The organism is Brevibacillus laterosporus, from assembly GCF_030489605.1.
GTDB classification, from domain to species: Bacteria; Bacillota; Bacilli; order Brevibacillales; family Brevibacillaceae; genus Brevibacillus_B; species Brevibacillus_B laterosporus_E.
The window spans coordinates 38,085-54,141 of record NZ_JAUKFY010000006.1; the positions used below are offsets into that span (position 1 = coordinate 38,085).

General features: G+C 43.7%; 13 protein-coding genes. All 13 read right to left on the reverse strand.

Annotated features, from left to right (window positions below; translation table 11 throughout):
* Positions 1-438: 438 nt before the first annotated feature.
* On the reverse strand, positions 439-762 hold the full coding sequence (locus QZ995_RS08785) for an ArsR/SmtB family transcription factor (RefSeq protein WP_301805647.1): 324 nt from the start codon (positions 760-762) through the stop codon (positions 439-441).
* A 1-nt stretch (position 763) separates the two neighbouring features.
* Positions 764-1,192, reverse strand: coding sequence for an SRPBCC family protein (locus QZ995_RS08790; RefSeq protein ID WP_301805651.1), 429 nt, complete (start codon positions 1,190-1,192; stop codon positions 764-766).
* Positions 1,193-1,472: 280 nt separating this feature from the next.
* The gene (locus QZ995_RS08795) at positions 1,473-2,546 is read right to left on the reverse strand and encodes a P1 family peptidase (protein ID WP_301805654.1); all 1,074 of its coding nucleotides are present in this window, start codon (positions 2,544-2,546) and stop codon (positions 1,473-1,475) included.
* A gap of 125 nt (positions 2,547-2,671) precedes the next feature.
* Positions 2,672-3,163 carry a DinB family protein gene (locus tag QZ995_RS08800; protein WP_301805657.1) on the reverse strand — a complete coding sequence of 164 codons (492 nt, stop codon included), beginning with the start codon at positions 3,161-3,163 and terminating at the stop codon, positions 2,672-2,674.
* Positions 3,164-3,258: 95 nt separating this feature from the next.
* Entirely contained in the window at positions 3,259-4,275 is a 1,017-nt protein-coding gene (locus QZ995_RS08805; protein ID WP_301805660.1) for a helix-turn-helix transcriptional regulator, read from the reverse strand.
* Positions 4,276-4,544: 269 nt separating this feature from the next.
* On the reverse strand, positions 4,545-5,858 hold the full coding sequence (locus tag QZ995_RS08810) for a cytochrome P450 (protein WP_301805662.1): 1,314 nt from the start codon (positions 5,856-5,858) through the stop codon (positions 4,545-4,547).
* A gap of 10 nt (positions 5,859-5,868) precedes the next feature.
* Positions 5,869-7,467 carry an AMP-binding protein gene (locus tag QZ995_RS08815; protein ID WP_301805664.1) on the reverse strand — a complete coding sequence of 533 codons (1,599 nt, stop codon included), beginning with the start codon at positions 7,465-7,467 and terminating at the stop codon, positions 5,869-5,871.
* Positions 7,464-8,492, reverse strand: coding sequence for a GNAT family N-acetyltransferase (locus tag QZ995_RS08820; protein WP_301805668.1), 1,029 nt, complete (start codon positions 8,490-8,492; stop codon positions 7,464-7,466). The genes QZ995_RS08815 and QZ995_RS08820 overlap by 4 nt, the downstream gene beginning before the upstream one ends.
* Positions 8,493-8,525: 33 nt before the next feature.
* Positions 8,526-9,845, reverse strand: a complete 1,320-nt coding sequence (locus QZ995_RS08825; protein WP_301805669.1) for a diacylglycerol/polyprenol kinase family protein — start codon at positions 9,843-9,845, stop codon at positions 8,526-8,528.
* Complete coding sequence (locus tag QZ995_RS08830) at positions 9,842-10,984, reverse strand: DUF3419 family protein (RefSeq protein ID WP_301805673.1); 1,143 nt, start codon at positions 10,982-10,984, stop codon at positions 9,842-9,844. The genes QZ995_RS08825 and QZ995_RS08830 overlap by 4 nt, the downstream gene beginning before the upstream one ends.
* Positions 10,977-13,655, reverse strand: a complete 2,679-nt coding sequence (locus tag QZ995_RS08835) for a PEP/pyruvate-binding domain-containing protein (RefSeq protein WP_301805675.1) — start codon at positions 13,653-13,655, stop codon at positions 10,977-10,979. The genes QZ995_RS08830 and QZ995_RS08835 overlap by 8 nt, the downstream gene beginning before the upstream one ends.
* A gap of 19 nt (positions 13,656-13,674) precedes the next feature.
* On the reverse strand, positions 13,675-14,601 hold the full coding sequence (locus QZ995_RS08840) for a UbiA family prenyltransferase (protein WP_301805678.1): 927 nt from the start codon (positions 14,599-14,601) through the stop codon (positions 13,675-13,677).
* A complete protein-coding gene (locus QZ995_RS08845) occupies positions 14,594-15,892 on the reverse strand; it encodes a hydroxymethylglutaryl-CoA reductase (RefSeq protein ID WP_301805682.1) in 1,299 nt (432 codons plus the stop codon). Before QZ995_RS08845 ends, QZ995_RS08840 begins: the two co-directional genes overlap by 8 nt.
* Between the last annotated feature and the right edge of the window lie 165 nt (positions 15,893-16,057).

Consider the following 16,057-nt stretch of genomic DNA (forward strand, 5'->3'; position numbering starts at 1 on the left):
TGTTTTGTGATTTTCTAACTACTGCTTCTTGGAAACGAAATAAACTAATTTCGTGTAAAGCTTATATTCATGGGCTTTTTGTGTTATCAGCAGGTGCTTTAAGACAAGCAAAGTGTGATCATGCTGGTTATTTTTCATCTCTTTTACGATCGAACAAAAGAACATATGTAGCCCGGTTGATTGTAAATAAAAGGATATAAATCCGTTTATATACACGAAAACCTTTAAAATAATCGGTTGAATTCAGGAAAAATGCCGTTTTCCCCGATACAAGAACATTCGTTCTGTTTATTTTATTCTCAGCTTTATGTAACCATAAATGCCTATTCTGCTTTCACGTATAAAATTTTTTGGCTATCCCGGTAAGTAAATCTTCGTCCCAGGACCATACAAAACATAAAAAAGGCCGCTATTTAGCGACCTCTTCCTTCCGCTGCCTTATTCTTCTGCTTCTACATAACGTTTTAATGCAGTCAATTTATTTTCCCAGAATCGTTCATAGTATCCGAGCCACTTCTTCAATTCAAGTAATGGATCTGCTTTAAGTCGATACCTTGTTTCACGTCCCACTTTTCTTTCCGTGAGTAACCCAGCCTCTGTTAAAATGCGCAAATGCTTAGAAACCGCTGTTCGAGTCATCGGGAAATGGCTACTGATTGCGGTAACAGACAGCTCCTGATCACCTAACAATTCCAGTAGCTGCCGCCGTGTTGGGTCAGCAATGGCTTGAAACACATCATACTTGTGAGCAGGTGCACTCATATTACTTCTCGACGTGAGTACGTAATGTATTCAGTAAGCCTACCCAGCCATTTTCCATTCTGTCTCGCACGACGATATGGGTTTCGCCAAACTCGGTGACTGTATTTGGATCCCAGCCGCTGTGAATCAGCGTAAACTCTGTTGTTCCGTCCTCTAAAGTAGTTAGTTCAAACGTAACCGTCCAATCTTTTCCCCATGTAAAGGAAAGACGTTTAGGCGGATCAAGCTCCATTACCTTACAAGGAGACATACCAAAAGGACCAGCATTCAACTGGAACTCATATCCTTCGATTGGCTTAAAATCATTAGGCATAAACCATGCAGCAATTCCTTCTGATGTCGCAACAGCTTCCCATACCCTCTCAATTGGTGCATTGCACACGATCGTTTGGCGAATCTCAGGAATCTTGTCAGATTGATTCGTTCCCATTCATTTACCTCCATCAATTTGTTACTTATCTGTTATTTGTCGACACGAAATTATAAAGCTGACGCATCTCCATTTTTGCTCATACAACAAAATCTTCCACATCATGAATTATTTTGTTCGATTCGTGCCAAACTATCCCCGGTGCCATTCTCAAGGAGATAAATCAATAACCTGCTAATTCGAAACCATTTGGTTTCACTTTGTGATTATATGACACCATTTGGTTTCATGTCAAACCATCTTAACTAACAAATAATTCCTTTTTCCTCTTCGTCTTTGTCTATGTGAATACGTATTCCTCAACAACTCTTCCATTACGTCCCTTCGTTGTTCTAGCTTTAGATAATGAGTTAAGAATTGCTTCCTCTGTCGCATCACTTGCAGCGGTGAACAATTGATTCATTACAGGATGATCTTCACGTAGCTGCATTCGTTTTTCCGCCAAGTGTTTACTATGATGCGCAATCTTATGCGCGGTTGAAAAAGCAATCACAATATCTCCGCTCCCATGACCATAATAGCTACCTGTTCTCCCAAGTCCGATAGCGCAACGCTTGGCCAAACGCAGCAATTGCCGCTCATTGACAGGGGCATCGGTAGCAAGGACAATCATGATAGAGCCATCAGACGTATGTTCAATAGCAGTCGAGAGACGCTCTTCATTTACGAGCTGTTGTTTATATTTGTCTCTTTGAAATTCTTCCTTTTTTCCAAAATTGCTTAGCACAAGTACACCAATTGAATATTCCTTTCCATCTACCTGGATGAGGCGGGAAGAACTGCCTATCCCGCCTTTATACCCAAAGCAAACCATACCTTTTCCAGCGCCAACAGCTCCCTCATCGGCTTGATTCTCCGTCGCATTCATAATCGCTGTTCTAGCATCTTCTGGTTGAACAACACATCTGCGGATCGCATTGAGATAACCGTCATTACATTCACCAACTACCACATTGATCGTACCTGTTGTATCACCAATCTCAGGATTTTGTGCTAGCATTTCCTGTAAGGCACCTTGTGTAACAGCCGGCACCGAGAACGTATTCGTCAGCATGATTGGGGACTCAAGCACTCCTAATTCATTTATCTGGACAAGACCTGTTGTTTTGCCAAATCCGTTGATTACATAACTAGCTGCTGTCACTTTTTCCTGAAATAAATTGCCTCCATGAGGCAAAATGGCGGTAAAACCGGTACATGCATAGTCTTGCGTGCCGTCATTTAGCGGTCGATCTATGGTTACATGACCGACTTTTACACCTCTAACATCTGTAATGCAATTTTTCCTTCCTGTTGGCAACGTTCCAATCACGATTCCTAGCTCACGTACTTTTTTTCTTGCAGGTTGGCTCATGTATGTACATCTCCTCAAGCATTCATCTATCTCTTATTTTTCATACAGCTTTCGGTATCAAAATCAACCTCTCCCACAGTAACAATCCCTTAGCAGCATCTCCTACAAACATTACACTCCGCTCTCTATTCAACATACAGATTAAACATATTCACTTCATATCCTCGCAATTTTAAATAAGTAAATAGCTGTGAGCGATGATGAAACATATGGGTAACGCTCTCCGTAAACCAGTGGGCCTGAGTAGCTGAGTGCTCATGATAAAAGGGAGTTGTTTTCTTGGTGAAAAACTCATCTTCTGACATAGCTAACAGATAAGAGATGCACTTCTGGTATCCTTGTTCCATGGCGTGTGCCAGAGACTCGGCCGTATCCAATCTATTGTATTTTTGTTCAAGCTGTCTTATTGCATCCTCTTTTTTCTCCTGCATAATAAAAAGGTCTACCTCAGGAATTGCTACTAGATGACAGGCTAATTCGTGTAGAGTACGCATGTTCGGAGCAGGTCGACAGCCCCAATCCTCTTCGCGAACCTTCTGAAGAAGTAATATTGTACTTTTCATAGCTACTTTCATCTGATGAAATAACTCATCGCGTAACTTCATAGTATTAGACATGTTTGCACCTCTCACTCTATTAGATTTTCTCTTTTGATTCTAACAGCTAATAGCGACAAACTCTGTCATGATTTAACGCATGAAAATAATTTCATTTACTGATAATGCACTGCCATTTTTTTTATCTTTTCCCTCACATTTAAAATAAGCTCTTGCGGCTCCTTCACCATAGCCTCCATACCTAGATTCCAAACAAGCTCAGCATAAAAGGGAATTTCAGTATGAGGAATCCTTGTGTCTATCCAGCCTGTCCCATCGCTGCGCTCTTCAACCACCCGGACTAAATCTAATATCGATTTCGCTTTCCGTGTACCATCTCTTGTCAGCTCAACGACAAAAGGAACGAGACTTTTCCCGTTTTGTTCACTGTTTATCATCCAATCCATGATGGAGTAATAATGAGGTTTATCCTTTCCCGATTTATTCTGTATGGGGGCTCTTTTTTCACAATCCGCTTGGGATTGAGCCTGCTTGAAGGTAGCTGCATCTGAATCGCTTATTTCTGCTTGCTTAATCCGATCTGCCCGAAACAGTCGATACGCCTGTCGCTGAAAACAATAAGCTGGGCAATACCAAAATCCATTGTAGCTATATAAACCGATTGGTTGAATTCTTCTCTTACCTACCCCCTTTTTGCCATCGTATTGAATCGTCAGAATGGATTGATCAATGGCTGCTTCGAGCAGAACTTCTAAATGATGAGAAGATTGAGCGTACGTAGGATTCCAGAACACAACTCTGTCCCGCATCTGATCAATTCGTTTTTTCACATCCTCTGGTAGATAGTGATAAAACTTTTTTAATGCTGCTTTCGTTTCTGTTTGAAAGGGGAGGGAATCAAAAAATTGCAACGATTGATATGCAAAAAACATAGCAGTTGCTTCTGTTTCTTTAAAGAAAATAGGAGGCAGCATGCGATCCTGTAATAAATAATAGCCACCCCCTGCTCCCACCTCAGAATAGATAGGAACTCCCATTACACTTAGTTCATTTAGGTCACGTAAAATGGTGCGATACGAAACCTTGAATTCCTCTGCCAATTTTCGTGCAGTGAATTTTCTTTTCGCATTAATCGTCATCATAATTTCAATCAAGCGTTGCGTTTTTGCCATATTGAGCCCCCGTATTATCATCTCTATTTCTTTTACTAGAATATAATAAACTTTCAAAACAAAAAACCAAAAAGACTGTGTAGCAACAAACAATAAAAAACAGCGTTGAACCTCCTCTTTAACCAAGCTCGGTTCACGCTGTTTTCTATAATATACCATTTTTTAACCGGTTCCCTCTAACGATAGAACGGTATTGTTTTCATCTAATTTTCCCTAAAGCTCCTTTCGCCAGTATTGGCATTTTCACTACTGACATCACTGTTAGCTGATTACATCCGTTTATTTACAACCATATGCAAGGCTTTTGGAGACAAAGTTATCGAAGTGTTTACCTCTAGCTTGTCCTGATTAACTGCTGTTAGCTTGTAGCGTTGAATGATGGCAGCCAAAATCAACACGGCCTCTGCCATCGCAAATCTTTGCCCAATGCACATTCGCGATCCACCGCCAAAGGGAAAGTAAACAAACGTCGGTAATTTTTTTTCTAGCCCATCTGCCCAGCGTTCTGGCAGAAATCCCAATGGGTCTTCAAAATAACGGGGATCACGGTGCATTACATACTGGCTAACTAACACAATCGAATCTTTTGGAATCATATATTCGCCTATCTGAATGTCTTCTGCAGCCTGACGAAGCAAGATATAAGCTGGAGAAAGAAGCCGTAGGGTCTCATTTACCACCATTGTAGTATATTTTAGATTTGGTATATCTTGAATATTGGGTAAACGACCATCAAGCACCTCACTGATTTCAGCCACCATTTTCTCTGTAGCATCAGGATTTTCAGACAGAAGATAAAAAGCAAACGACAGCGCTGCGCTTGTTGTCTCATGTCCTGCAACAATCAAGGTCATCACTTCGTCGCGAATTTGACGATCATCAAGTCCTTCTCCATTTTCATCCCGCATGGAAAGAAGCATTCCTAACAAGTCATCTCCATATATACCTGATGATCTTCGTGAAGAAATTAACTGCTGAATCATGTCATCCATCTCTTTTGCACAGCGCTTATAGTTCCCGTACCCCGGAAGCGGCATAGGGAACATGACAGCCTTAGCGTAATACCTTAAAATCGTCTGCAAGGCTTGAATCAGTTTTTCTTCGTCAATGGTGTTGTTATGTCCAAACAAACTTTTCATTACGACATCTAGTGCTAAATTGAGCATGTCGATCTTGATTTCGCGTGTTTCGCCTTCTTGCCAGTTCCCGATGTAACGATTCGTTACTTCAATGATCGTTTTTCCATAGCTTTCTATCCGCTTTTGGTGGAATTCCGGCGCCATCATTCGCCGGTTGCGCAGCCAATGCTCCCCGTTAGCGGTAAATAAACCTTCCCCTAATATATTTTTGATCAGCTTTGCTTGTAGTCGATCATTTTTTATAAAACTCGATTGTTTTTTGATAAACACTTCTTCTATAAGCTCCGGCTTATTTAACTGATAAATGCGTTCATTGAGCAACGGATAATACACGACGTCTCCATACTTGTCTGCGTTTTCCTTAATGAAATCCAGGATATTGTGCAGAGTACGGAACACGTTGTAAAGAGGTTTATTTGGTCCAGGCGGAAGTGTAACAGTCATAATGTCCTCCTCAAATGGAAATCGTTTGCTGCTCAAAATTTCCTTGTTCCAATGCCTTGTTCAGAAGACTATAATCCACTTTTGCATTATGTCTCTTATCAACCGGAATCTGATTCATATAGATAATGGCATCGATGTTTGCCCATTCTAGCATTTCAGCCAATTCTGCAGTCATATACCTCTTACTCCTTCTTTCCACAATTAATACACGGCGACCGCGATATTGTGTTAAAGCAGTTCGTCCGATCGACTCATCAAACGATAGCACGCTTTCCACAGCAAAAGGGAACAAAACTCCTCTTTCATCTTTAATTCGTGCAGCTACTCGCCCCAAAAGCCAGAGCCTTCCCGATTGGTCAAAATACCCAGCATCCCCGGTTCGATGCCAGACTGTTCCATCCACGCGGAATTTCGTCTCCTCATCTCCTCTTCCATGCAAATACCCGGAAAGCACATGTGGACCTGTGACGACAATCTCCCCCGCCTCCTCAGGAGTCAGGCAGATGTTTTCAAATTCTGCGCTAGATAAAGACCCCATCGGTTTGCCCCACTGATGACGAACAATCCGCACCTGAATCTCTGGAACAGGAGTTCCTACTAAAAGACCTTTTCCTGATTTGATTGCGGTAAGGTCATTCGTATGGATATCGTTCCATTCTACTTCTGCAATGGGCTCGGCCTCGGTGGACCCATATACGGCCATTATGCTGGCATTAGGAGCAATCCGTTGTAATCTGGACATGAGTCGAGGGAATACTGGTCCACCGCCACTGAAGATATAGGTAAGCTCAGTTAGAACGATGTCATGTTTTTCGCAGTATCCCAACAGTTGTTCAAAGAACGCTGGTGAAGCTACGATTCTCTGTGCATGTTGTTTTTTGAGCTGAGCAATGACGGGACCCGGTTCAATCGCTCCCGGCCGGCGCAGATCACCATTTGGAATAATGCTCCTCATCCCAGCTCCGAGATTGCACAGTGCAAAAATAGGCAGTGTTGTCATGTCGATTGCTCCAGCTTGCATGTCAAGACTGCGCCGGAGTACCTCGTATTGATCAATTAAAAATCCATGAGTCCGCACGGTCGCCTTGGGCTCCCCGGTGCTGCCGCTGGTAAAGGTGATGAGCGCGGGTGTGTCATGTGAGCATAAGTGGCATTGACTGTACTCAGTAGCATTGGTTTGTGTAGTTAAAGAAATGGCTCCAGGCAATCTCCTCCCAATCACAAACTTATGCGGAATTTTTCGAATAGCTGGGGACAACAGCCTCAATAGCTGAGCTTTTGGGCTTGCAATCAGCGCTTTAGGTGGGTTTAACGTGCAGCATCGTTCAATATGATTTTTACCAGCAGATGGATCAAGAAACATCGCAATCAACCCAAGTCTGAAGATTGCTACTAAGGTGATATACAACTCAATCGACATTGGATAAAAGAGTAGAACCGTATCACCTGCCACTAACCCTTGTTTCTTGAAAATACCTGCGACTTGAGCAGATCGTTTGTCCAGATCGGCAAAAGTTAGTTGACGGGTCTCTTTGTCTGGCATATCCTGTATCGCAATCGCATTTGGGCTATTTTGAATATGAGGTTTCACAATTTCAAAGATATTCATGCTTCCCTCTCCAATTTTTTAGCAAATAAGGTGTAATCACGAAGAATGTAGCCTTCATTCGCATTAAACCTTGTGGATCTATTTTCTTGGATCATTAACGCATTAATCGCGCGTTGGTAACCTAGCTTCTGAGCCAAATCATAGACTGCCTTCACGAGAAAGGAGCCTATTTTATACCCTTGGTAGTCTGGATCAACAGCCAGCGTCTTTAAGATTACCTGATCGACTGCTTTTCCCATTTGGGCTTGCATCACATCTGGTAAGGTGAACATAAATCCGACCAGTCGATCACCATGCTCGGCTAGCAAAACCAGTTCCGGGTTAATATATGGAACAATCTTTTTATATTGTTTTAAGAACTCATTTTCACTGATATCGGTGTACAAAAAATTTTGACGAAAAGCTCGGATCGAGAGTTCATAGATTCGTTTTAGCTCCTCATCGATTTTTGTCAACTCCAACTGCCGGATGCGAATGCCAAACTCATTCATATGCTGTGTCAGTTGCTTGTACCGTTTTTGCTCATATTCCTGCCCCTCTTCTCCCAAATCTCTATGATCGAGATCAACAACACGCGATAAATAGTGAGATAGCGGTTCGAAGCCATCCTGCGTAAAATGATCTGCCCATTCCAAGGGTGTATTTGGCTCAAGGAAGAAGGGAAGATCTCCTTTTGTTTTCGTAACCAATCGGTGTGTTCCCCACGTATTCCCATCCATTGGCCCTATCGCGATTGTACATCCCTTTGCAGCCAATTCTGTTGAACACAGTTGCAGGAGCTCATTTGCTGCAGGAGCATTTCGAACTGCATAGTGTCCAATTACACCGACCTGATGATCTTGATATTCTGGTACGTTTGACCACCATAGCGAACAGCGTGCGGCTACGCCTTCCTTGTCTAGTATCATCCAGTGAGCATCAGCATTCGATTCGTCCAGAGAATCGATCCGATTTGCAGAAGGCCCCGGTAGTGAGCAAAACTCTTCCTTTAACTCGGTATTTGTAACCTGCACTGCTTTTAACATGTCGAATATTCCCCCTACTCCTTTAGCTGTTCATTAAAAAAGCAGAATTCCCAAAATAGAACCAACCGCTGCGCATATTGGCTGGATTAACACGGCTGCCTTCGACCTTTTAAAGACAAAGAGATAGTAAATACCGCTCGCCATAAGCATGCTTACTGCCGCCCAAATCGAATGGACAACCACTTCGCTGCTCAGGCCTGAACGAAGCACTAAAGCCGTCAATGTCAGCCCCCAGTTTTTCAAAATGTTTAAAAAAAGGTAAATTAACAGATGTCTTTTTTGAGATGACTGAAAGATTTCCGTCAGACTAAAACAAATGGATTGGGCCAATAGACCGATTAGAAATGCGAAGAAAAACACTTCACTTTGTGTTTGCTGGTACAAAAATAACCATACAAAACTCATTGTATACGTGGCGATGAATAGGCCTATTTTTTTGCTGGAAAAAAGCTCAGTTGAACTCTTTAAAATAATGGGCGATGATACAGAATGCAGCAGCAATACCAATAGAAAGTCTGCTCCACCAATAGCCCAGCTCACATAAGAAATGACTGATATTCCCATCAAGGCCTGTGGACACACTACCTTAGTTCTCCTGCATGCTTCAAGCAAGATAAACAGTAGGAGTGCCAGCGAGAGCGCCAAGAGCAAATGAGCATTGTCTTTTGCGATGAGAAACTTGAGCATCATAAAGCTCACGATCGGCACAACCAAATTATCCTTCCCGCCCCAGGAAACGGACTCAGCTAGGGTGGCTAACAGCGAAACTGTGATGGAAATCATTAAATTAGCCATCCCGTCCATCGGAAAAAATAAAAATAAGGTGATGTGAGTCGATAAAAAGGCAACTAAAAAGAAGGCAAAAGATCCTTCTATACTCTTCACACCCTCGGGCACCACGTACCTCACCTGACCGTAGCGAACGCCGACAAGAGCAGCGATCGCATCAGCTAACGTGAGAATGATGAGCGAAATACTGTACAGAACCCTTTCTTCTTGTTCCGTAAAAAGGAGAAGAATGGCAATACTCATCACAAAGTACATCTCACCAAATGAATAACGCGAAACATCAGATAAGATTTTTCCAGGTCCATTCTTTAGCCGAGTAACTCGGAAAAGAAATAGAACAATTGCGACAAACCCTAATACAACCATTACAGGCCAATCCTGACCAAAAAGCCATGGAGCAATCAATGCGAATGTACCAGAGCTCATATGAAAAAGCTTACGAACCCATTCTGGATCAGGCTGGTACCTGACTTGGTAAAAACGCAAACCCGCAATCAACAATCCTATAGCGGCAAGCATCAGCACAATACCGAACCATGGATGTAAGGGAATAATACCACTCATATGATTTCCTCCAGTACAAACGCACTGTAAAAGAAAGCCTTATCCTGCTTAAAAAGTTCCTGACTCAAGCCGGTGAGCGGACGAAGCGACTCCTCCAGGCTCGCAGGACGACTTCGGGGAACCAGCATGTTCCAGTAAGCCAATCGTCCTTTTTTCCTCCCCGCTTGTACCAAGACCTGTAGTAAGTTTTCATATTGGTCTTCGGACATATATTCAAAAATGTCACTAAGATTGTACTTATCAAATGCGTTTTTGCCTGCATGCTGTAAATACTCTTCAACTGATAAGCAATGCCATTCAATTCGATGCAGGTTGTTTCGTATAGCATCAAAATTTTCAGGTCTTAATGCATAAGGTAATGCATTGCTATGTCGCCCTAGTAAAATCCATTGAAGATAAGGATTTTGCATAGGATCAAGCTCAGTTAGGGCATATTGGGCTCTTTGTAGAATCCTTGCTGCCACACTGCCCTCTACATAGCGGAAAAAACGGGTATCACGCCCCAGCCTTCCCATGACAAAACGGGAGAAAAAGAACTGGAACATCAATCTCCAACGTAGCGTATTCCACTCTTTTTGATAAAACGCGCGGCGATCCTTTGTCGTACGATTTTGAAGAAGCCTTTCCACTCGAGAGCGGGAGTGTACAAGAGGTAAGATCGAATTGCGAAACATTGAAAAATACTGCTCAAATTTGCCAATGCTTCCGATCCCGGATTCTATAGCAGTTGATTGGGAATCCCAATAGTTTTTTACCAGCGGTGTGAGCTGCTTGCGGCATTTTTGGTATAGTTCATTTCGCCGGTTACTTGGGATTGAGCCCATAAGTTCTAACAGTTCAGTATGTGTCAAAGCAGAATAGGCTGCCACGCGCAATTCCAAGCAGGCAAGCTGTGTATGGCTCAAATCTAGTGCAACAACACGCTCTGGCGACTTGCTTAGCATCGCTAGTGCATTGTCCCCAGAAGAGGCGATAGCCAAACAGTTGTCTCCAGGCTGAATATCTAGTGCCTCGAGGAGGATGTCAGCATCCTCCCAGCACTGGGCATAACGGATTAAGGAAAAGTCAACTTCGCTAGCTAGCTTGGGACGCGCATCCATTGTTACTTCCTGAGCGAGATTTCCAATATTACTAGGCACTGATCGATCCCTCCTCCGGGGTAATCTTACGAATAACCCCTGTACTACCGTCAAATTCAACCCAATCTCCTGTTTTCAACCATCGAGTCAAACCGGTTACAGAAACGATTCCTGGAATGCCAATCTCACGACAAACAATTGATACATGGGACAAAAGACTTCCTCGTTCGACCAACAATCCGGCTGCTGAGGAGAAAAGCACGATCCAGCCTGGATCCGTGCGCTCAGCTACAAGGATTTCTCCTGGAAGCAATGTCACATCACGGGGATCCGTAACCACACGAACCGGACCGCGCACGATACCTGCCGCACAACCGATTCCTTTCATCACATCCCCTGTCAGTGGTTCTTTAGGGCTTTTCGCTTTAAACGTATTTCCTTTATAAATGACGCCATACGTTTCAAAGCGATCCTCAGGAACATCCATTTCATGATATTTTTCAAATTCAGCTTTTCGCAGTGCTACTAAGCCCTTTAGGTTACTGCATGTCGCAGTTCCGTCTGCCATGCCTAGCAATTCTCCCACTTCCAAATAGAATACATCGCGAGGATCGTCAAGCAGATCGAGTGCATAAAAGCGACGCCCCATTTCCAGAAAGATGGAACGGCAACGACCGAAGACCCGTGTTCGTTCGAATCGCAGGTTTTCCCGATCCCGAACGCGCAATCGCGCATTTTTAAGTACCCAGCGAAACAGGACTCGGCGAAACAGGTTGAAGCCGATAGATTGAAAGGCTTGCTCCTCTGCCATTCGTCGGATTTCTTCCTCGCTAGGTCCCATTTCAGTTGGGGCAGGACGGGATGCAAGATGCCCAATAGAGCGCAACAACGGAAGCGGGTTGTCAAACAGATTAACGCTCTCTAGCTTGAGTTCGTCCAAACAACGATCTCCGAATTTGTCCAAATAAGCCTCGTACTCTTCTTTAAATTCCGGGAATCGATTCATTTCTTTCATGATCTCTGCTAGAGAGCCATTGCAGAGGATGTCGATGAAGATGGCGTCTTGGTTCGTTAGCTTCATAAGCTTTTTCATACGCATTGCTGGTTCTGCACTAATAATGCCACCTTCTGCTGCGAGCAGTGAATTCTGTAGAGTAGAATCCTGATCATTGCACCATTTAGTGGTCAGCTTTCGCAATAAACCGTAGAAGATCATGGCTCCAAAATCATTGATCAATGGGGCATCCCAACGAGTTAAAAGCTGACCCTGCAGCTTCAGATAGTAGTTGGCAAGCTCGACTGTACTGTATTGATGCAGGTCTGGGCGGGTAATACCAAGCGCATTGTTTAAGCGTTGATAAAAAACGTCGATCGTCTTCGGCAAACGTCTGAAATTGCCAATCAGCTTAACAATTGTCTTACCAAGACGCATTGCGTCCTTGAGTTTGTCTTGCATGCTCACCTGTTGCTGAACATTATCCGTCAGTTGCTGGGGAAGAGCTTCCTTAACACCCATCATCTGTTCCATAAAACCTCGATTCATTTGATAACCGGGAAGTAGTGCCAGACAGCGATACCAGTTCAGCAGGTTGTAATACACTCGTCCATTTACAAGGCCAATCATGCAACGAAACACAGAATCCCGATTTACGATTTCCTCAGAGGAAACCCCCATTATTCGGCAGAATGACTTGTATACCTCAGCATAGGCGTGACGGGCAAATGAAAATGTCAGGGGGGTGGTGATACCGCCATAGCTTTCTGAAATATTGCTGTTGTCCCATAGATTAAACTCATCATCAGGGTCAATCATATCCGCTAAGTTGGTGATTGGACGCGATTGCAAAAGATATAGTTTTCCATCCTGAATGGCCCACTCAATATCCTGAGGCCGTCCGAAATAACGTTCGCAACGGCGGGCTAGCTCCGCAACAGATTGCACTTGTTCATCTGTAAGGGCCGGTTGATTTGCCTTCTCAACCGCTATCTCTACACTCTCAACTCCCTCATCGCTTTCCATTGAGAAACGATGCGCAATCAGCTTTGTCGCTATTTCACGCTCCACAATCTCCCCATTACGATTCACTTTATACGTGTCTGCATCGCATTCCCCCGATACTAGCGCTGTTCCAAGCCCATACAAGGCCCCCACGATGGCAATCTTTCTTTGTCCCGTCAAGGAATCTGCACTGAATGCAACCCCGGCTGTTTCTGAGTCAACCATTCGTTGGATAAGAACTGCTGGTGGCTGAGGCAGCAAACTAAGTCCCTTTTCTTTTCGATAGGTCAAAATCCGTTGACTAAAGCCAGATCGCCAGACCTGAAGCACCTTAGCTGGCACATCCTCTGGTTTGACAAACAAATAGCTTTCTAGCTGTCCAGCAAAGGAATGTTCGGCCCCATCCTCATCTAATGCAGAAGAACGGACAGCCACCAATTCATTGTTTGCGCACAGTATCTCAACTTCTTTTTTTAGCATCGCTTCCACATTCGGATCTATAGTAATGTCCCTTAAAACCCGCGTGACTGCTTCTTCTGATTGAAGGACTGCTCCTTTTAGCTCCTCCATAAAACACTTTGGTACACTTTCCATGAAAGAGTCTGGTGTAAGAACAAACCACTCAGGAATCACCATACCTGCCTGTCCCAGCAAAGCGAGGGCACGAGCTTTACCGCCCATCTTTTGCAGCTCTGTCTCCTCCGCACGGTTCATTTGTAGAACATACGTCATGCTATAACCTCCTTTTCACCTAAAATAAAAGTGGTACAAGTCCTAAACTAAGATACAGTAAGATAATGAGTAGACCCGAAACTTTTTCTATAGCCTGAGCTACTTTCGTTGTCATAGATGTAAAAAACTTCAACGCCATCCAAACCGCGATCAGCACATTTAATACAGCGCACCACATCACGATTTGGCCAGCACCCACCTGTACAGAAGCCATCCAAACCGCGAAAGATGTTACAAACACAACTGCCACCCATATCCAGGTTGCTCTTTTGTAGCCCCACAAAAAGCTGTAGGTCTCGACACCGTATTCCTCATCCTCTGGGATTCGAATCTTGCGCCCGATCTCCAGAATGATTCCGTTTCCGTAGCTGGCTAGTAAAAGCCAAGGAAGCCCAGAAGGTATCGTATCTGAAGCTGTCACCCAGTCGCATGCCACGATATACATCACAATCATCGGCATCATTACCATATGGGACAGCAGGTAGATAATTGGGTGAGCTTTTAACCATTCCTTGACAAAGAATTCCTTGCTCATTAATGCTAGATAGCCCCATGCAAGCACTAACCAAAAAATAAGCTTTGGAGACAACCAATATGCCATACCAAGCTGAAGAAGTCCTATGAAAACACCAAGCACTCCGAGATGCTTCAGGGTTACAACCCCACGCGGAACAGCCCGATACGAACGAAATCGGGAGTCTTCCTCAAAGTCCTTAAATTCATCAGCAATTCGCAAAAGCAAAAAGAACAAAAAAGTTGACAAGAAACCAATTACAAGCGACTTGAGATTGGGTGAAGACCCGTTTCTCAGGATAGAAGAGTAGAGCATCGTAGATATGCTGAATACAGCGACCACGATTCCATTTTGAATAATGGGAAATCTCTCTCGCTGATATATCCACCAGCGTTTCGACCAAGAAAGCTGTTGATAGCTCACATTAGACATATTGCTTCACCATCCCTTGAGCTGTTCCATCAGTGCCACGAGAAAGCTTATGATGGGCTCTAGTAAAATCGTCAGCGGCCAATGAAGCGATGATTGACAGTTCCCCTGCTAAAACCAGACTGGCACATACCTCAGCAAGCGCGTGCACATGACCAGCACCTGAAAGTCCCATAATTTCAAGGCATGCCTTTTGACTCGGTAGCCCTGTACCTCCACCCACCGTACCAACAATAACATTCGGTAACGTTATCGATGCATACAGGTCTCCATTTTCTGTCAGTTCGAATCGTGTAACACCAACAGACGATTCAGATACACAAGCAACGTCTTGTCCTGTTGCTAAATACAAGGCCGCCAAGCCATTAGCCACGTGACCTTGGGAGCCTATCATGCCCTGCAGAACTCCACCTACAAACGCCATTCTCCAGTACTTTTCCATTTTTTCAGGAGTAGTGTGGAAGCGTTGGTGAACCAATTTTGCAGGTAACACCACCTCAGCACAAACCTTTTTCCCTCTCACGGTCATGAAAGATTTTGCAGAAGCCTTCTTGTCTCCCGAAAAGTTAGCTTCAACAAAGCTATGCTTGAACTGAACTGGTGAATGTTGCCGAATATAGTTGCAAATTTCTTGTGTTGCGATAGTTACCATGTTTTGTCCAGAAGCATCTCCGGTTGAAAATTCGAAAATGAGATACACGTAGTTGCCCTCGATCATATGATCCATTCTGATAAGCTGCCCAAAGTTTGTTGTGCTCTCAGCAACCTCGCGGAAGGTATCAAATTCAAAAACCGCCCAGTTAGCAAATCGACTCGCCTCTACTACGCTCTCAAAAATAAAGCCAGGGGTCCGCCCAATTGCTTCTTTCAAAATCACTGTTCTGCATCCACCCGCTTGGCTAATGACCTGCGCACCGCGATTATAAGAAGCTACAAGAGCCGCCTCGGTAGTAGCTAAAGGAATATAGTAATCACCTTGGGCATAAAGACCATTGATCCGTAAAGGACCAGCCAAGCCTACCGGGATACTGATTGTGCCGATCAGATTCTCAATGTTTTTTTGATACGATTCAAGTTGATCTACCGTTTGATCTCCTAGTAATTGTTCTTTGGCATCAGGTCCAACCGACAGTAATTCCCATCTAGACTCGATAGCCTTGGGCGAAACTCTTGATCCTCCGGGTACACGCTTTGGAAGGGGGCTGTCGTTGGTAGTTAAATGCTCCTGATATTGATTGTCATTAACACTACGCAGCATGTGATTATCTACTTTTTTACTAGTTGAACACTTCATCGTTTTATCTCCTTTGCAATATGGCACTGGTATAGTTCCAGAATCAATTAAACGAGCCTCTCCCAAGCTTTTTTACGAATGGAGAGTCTCTGGATGAATCAGCTGCTTAAAATTTTCAATATTAGCAAAATTCCTGTCATAAGAAACCAGTGCCAAGTACAATTT

Coding starts and splice junctions, on each gene's coding strand:
- QZ995_RS08790 (WP_301805651.1), bottom strand. CDS start 1,192: ATGGGAACGAATCAATCTGACAAGATTCCTGAGATTCGCCAAACGATC.
- QZ995_RS08825 (WP_301805669.1), bottom strand. CDS start 9,845: ATGAGTGGTATTATTCCCTTACATCCATGGTTCGGTATTGTGCTGATG.
- QZ995_RS08800 (WP_301805657.1), bottom strand. CDS start 3,163: ATGTCTAATACTATGAAGTTACGCGATGAGTTATTTCATCAGATGAAA.
- QZ995_RS08815 (WP_301805664.1), bottom strand. CDS start 7,467: ATGAATATCTTTGAAATTGTGAAACCTCATATTCAAAATAGCCCAAAT.
- QZ995_RS08795 (WP_301805654.1), bottom strand. CDS start 2,546: ATGAGCCAACCTGCAAGAAAAAAAGTACGTGAGCTAGGAATCGTGATT.
- QZ995_RS08785 (WP_301805647.1), bottom strand. CDS start 762: ATGAGTGCACCTGCTCACAAGTATGATGTGTTTCAAGCCATTGCTGAC.
- QZ995_RS08820 (WP_301805668.1), bottom strand. CDS start 8,492: ATGTTAAAAGCAGTGCAGGTTACAAATACCGAGTTAAAGGAAGAGTTT.
- QZ995_RS08840 (WP_301805678.1), bottom strand. CDS start 14,601: ATGTCTAATGTGAGCTATCAACAGCTTTCTTGGTCGAAACGCTGGTGG.
- QZ995_RS08845 (WP_301805682.1), bottom strand. CDS start 15,892: ATGAAGTGTTCAACTAGTAAAAAAGTAGATAATCACATGCTGCGTAGT.
- QZ995_RS08805 (WP_301805660.1), bottom strand. CDS start 4,275: ATGGCAAAAACGCAACGCTTGATTGAAATTATGATGACGATTAATGCG.
- QZ995_RS08810 (WP_301805662.1), bottom strand. CDS start 5,858: ATGACTGTTACACTTCCGCCTGGACCAAATAAACCTCTTTACAACGTG.
- QZ995_RS08835 (WP_301805675.1), bottom strand. CDS start 13,655: ATGACGTATGTTCTACAAATGAACCGTGCGGAGGAGACAGAGCTGCAA.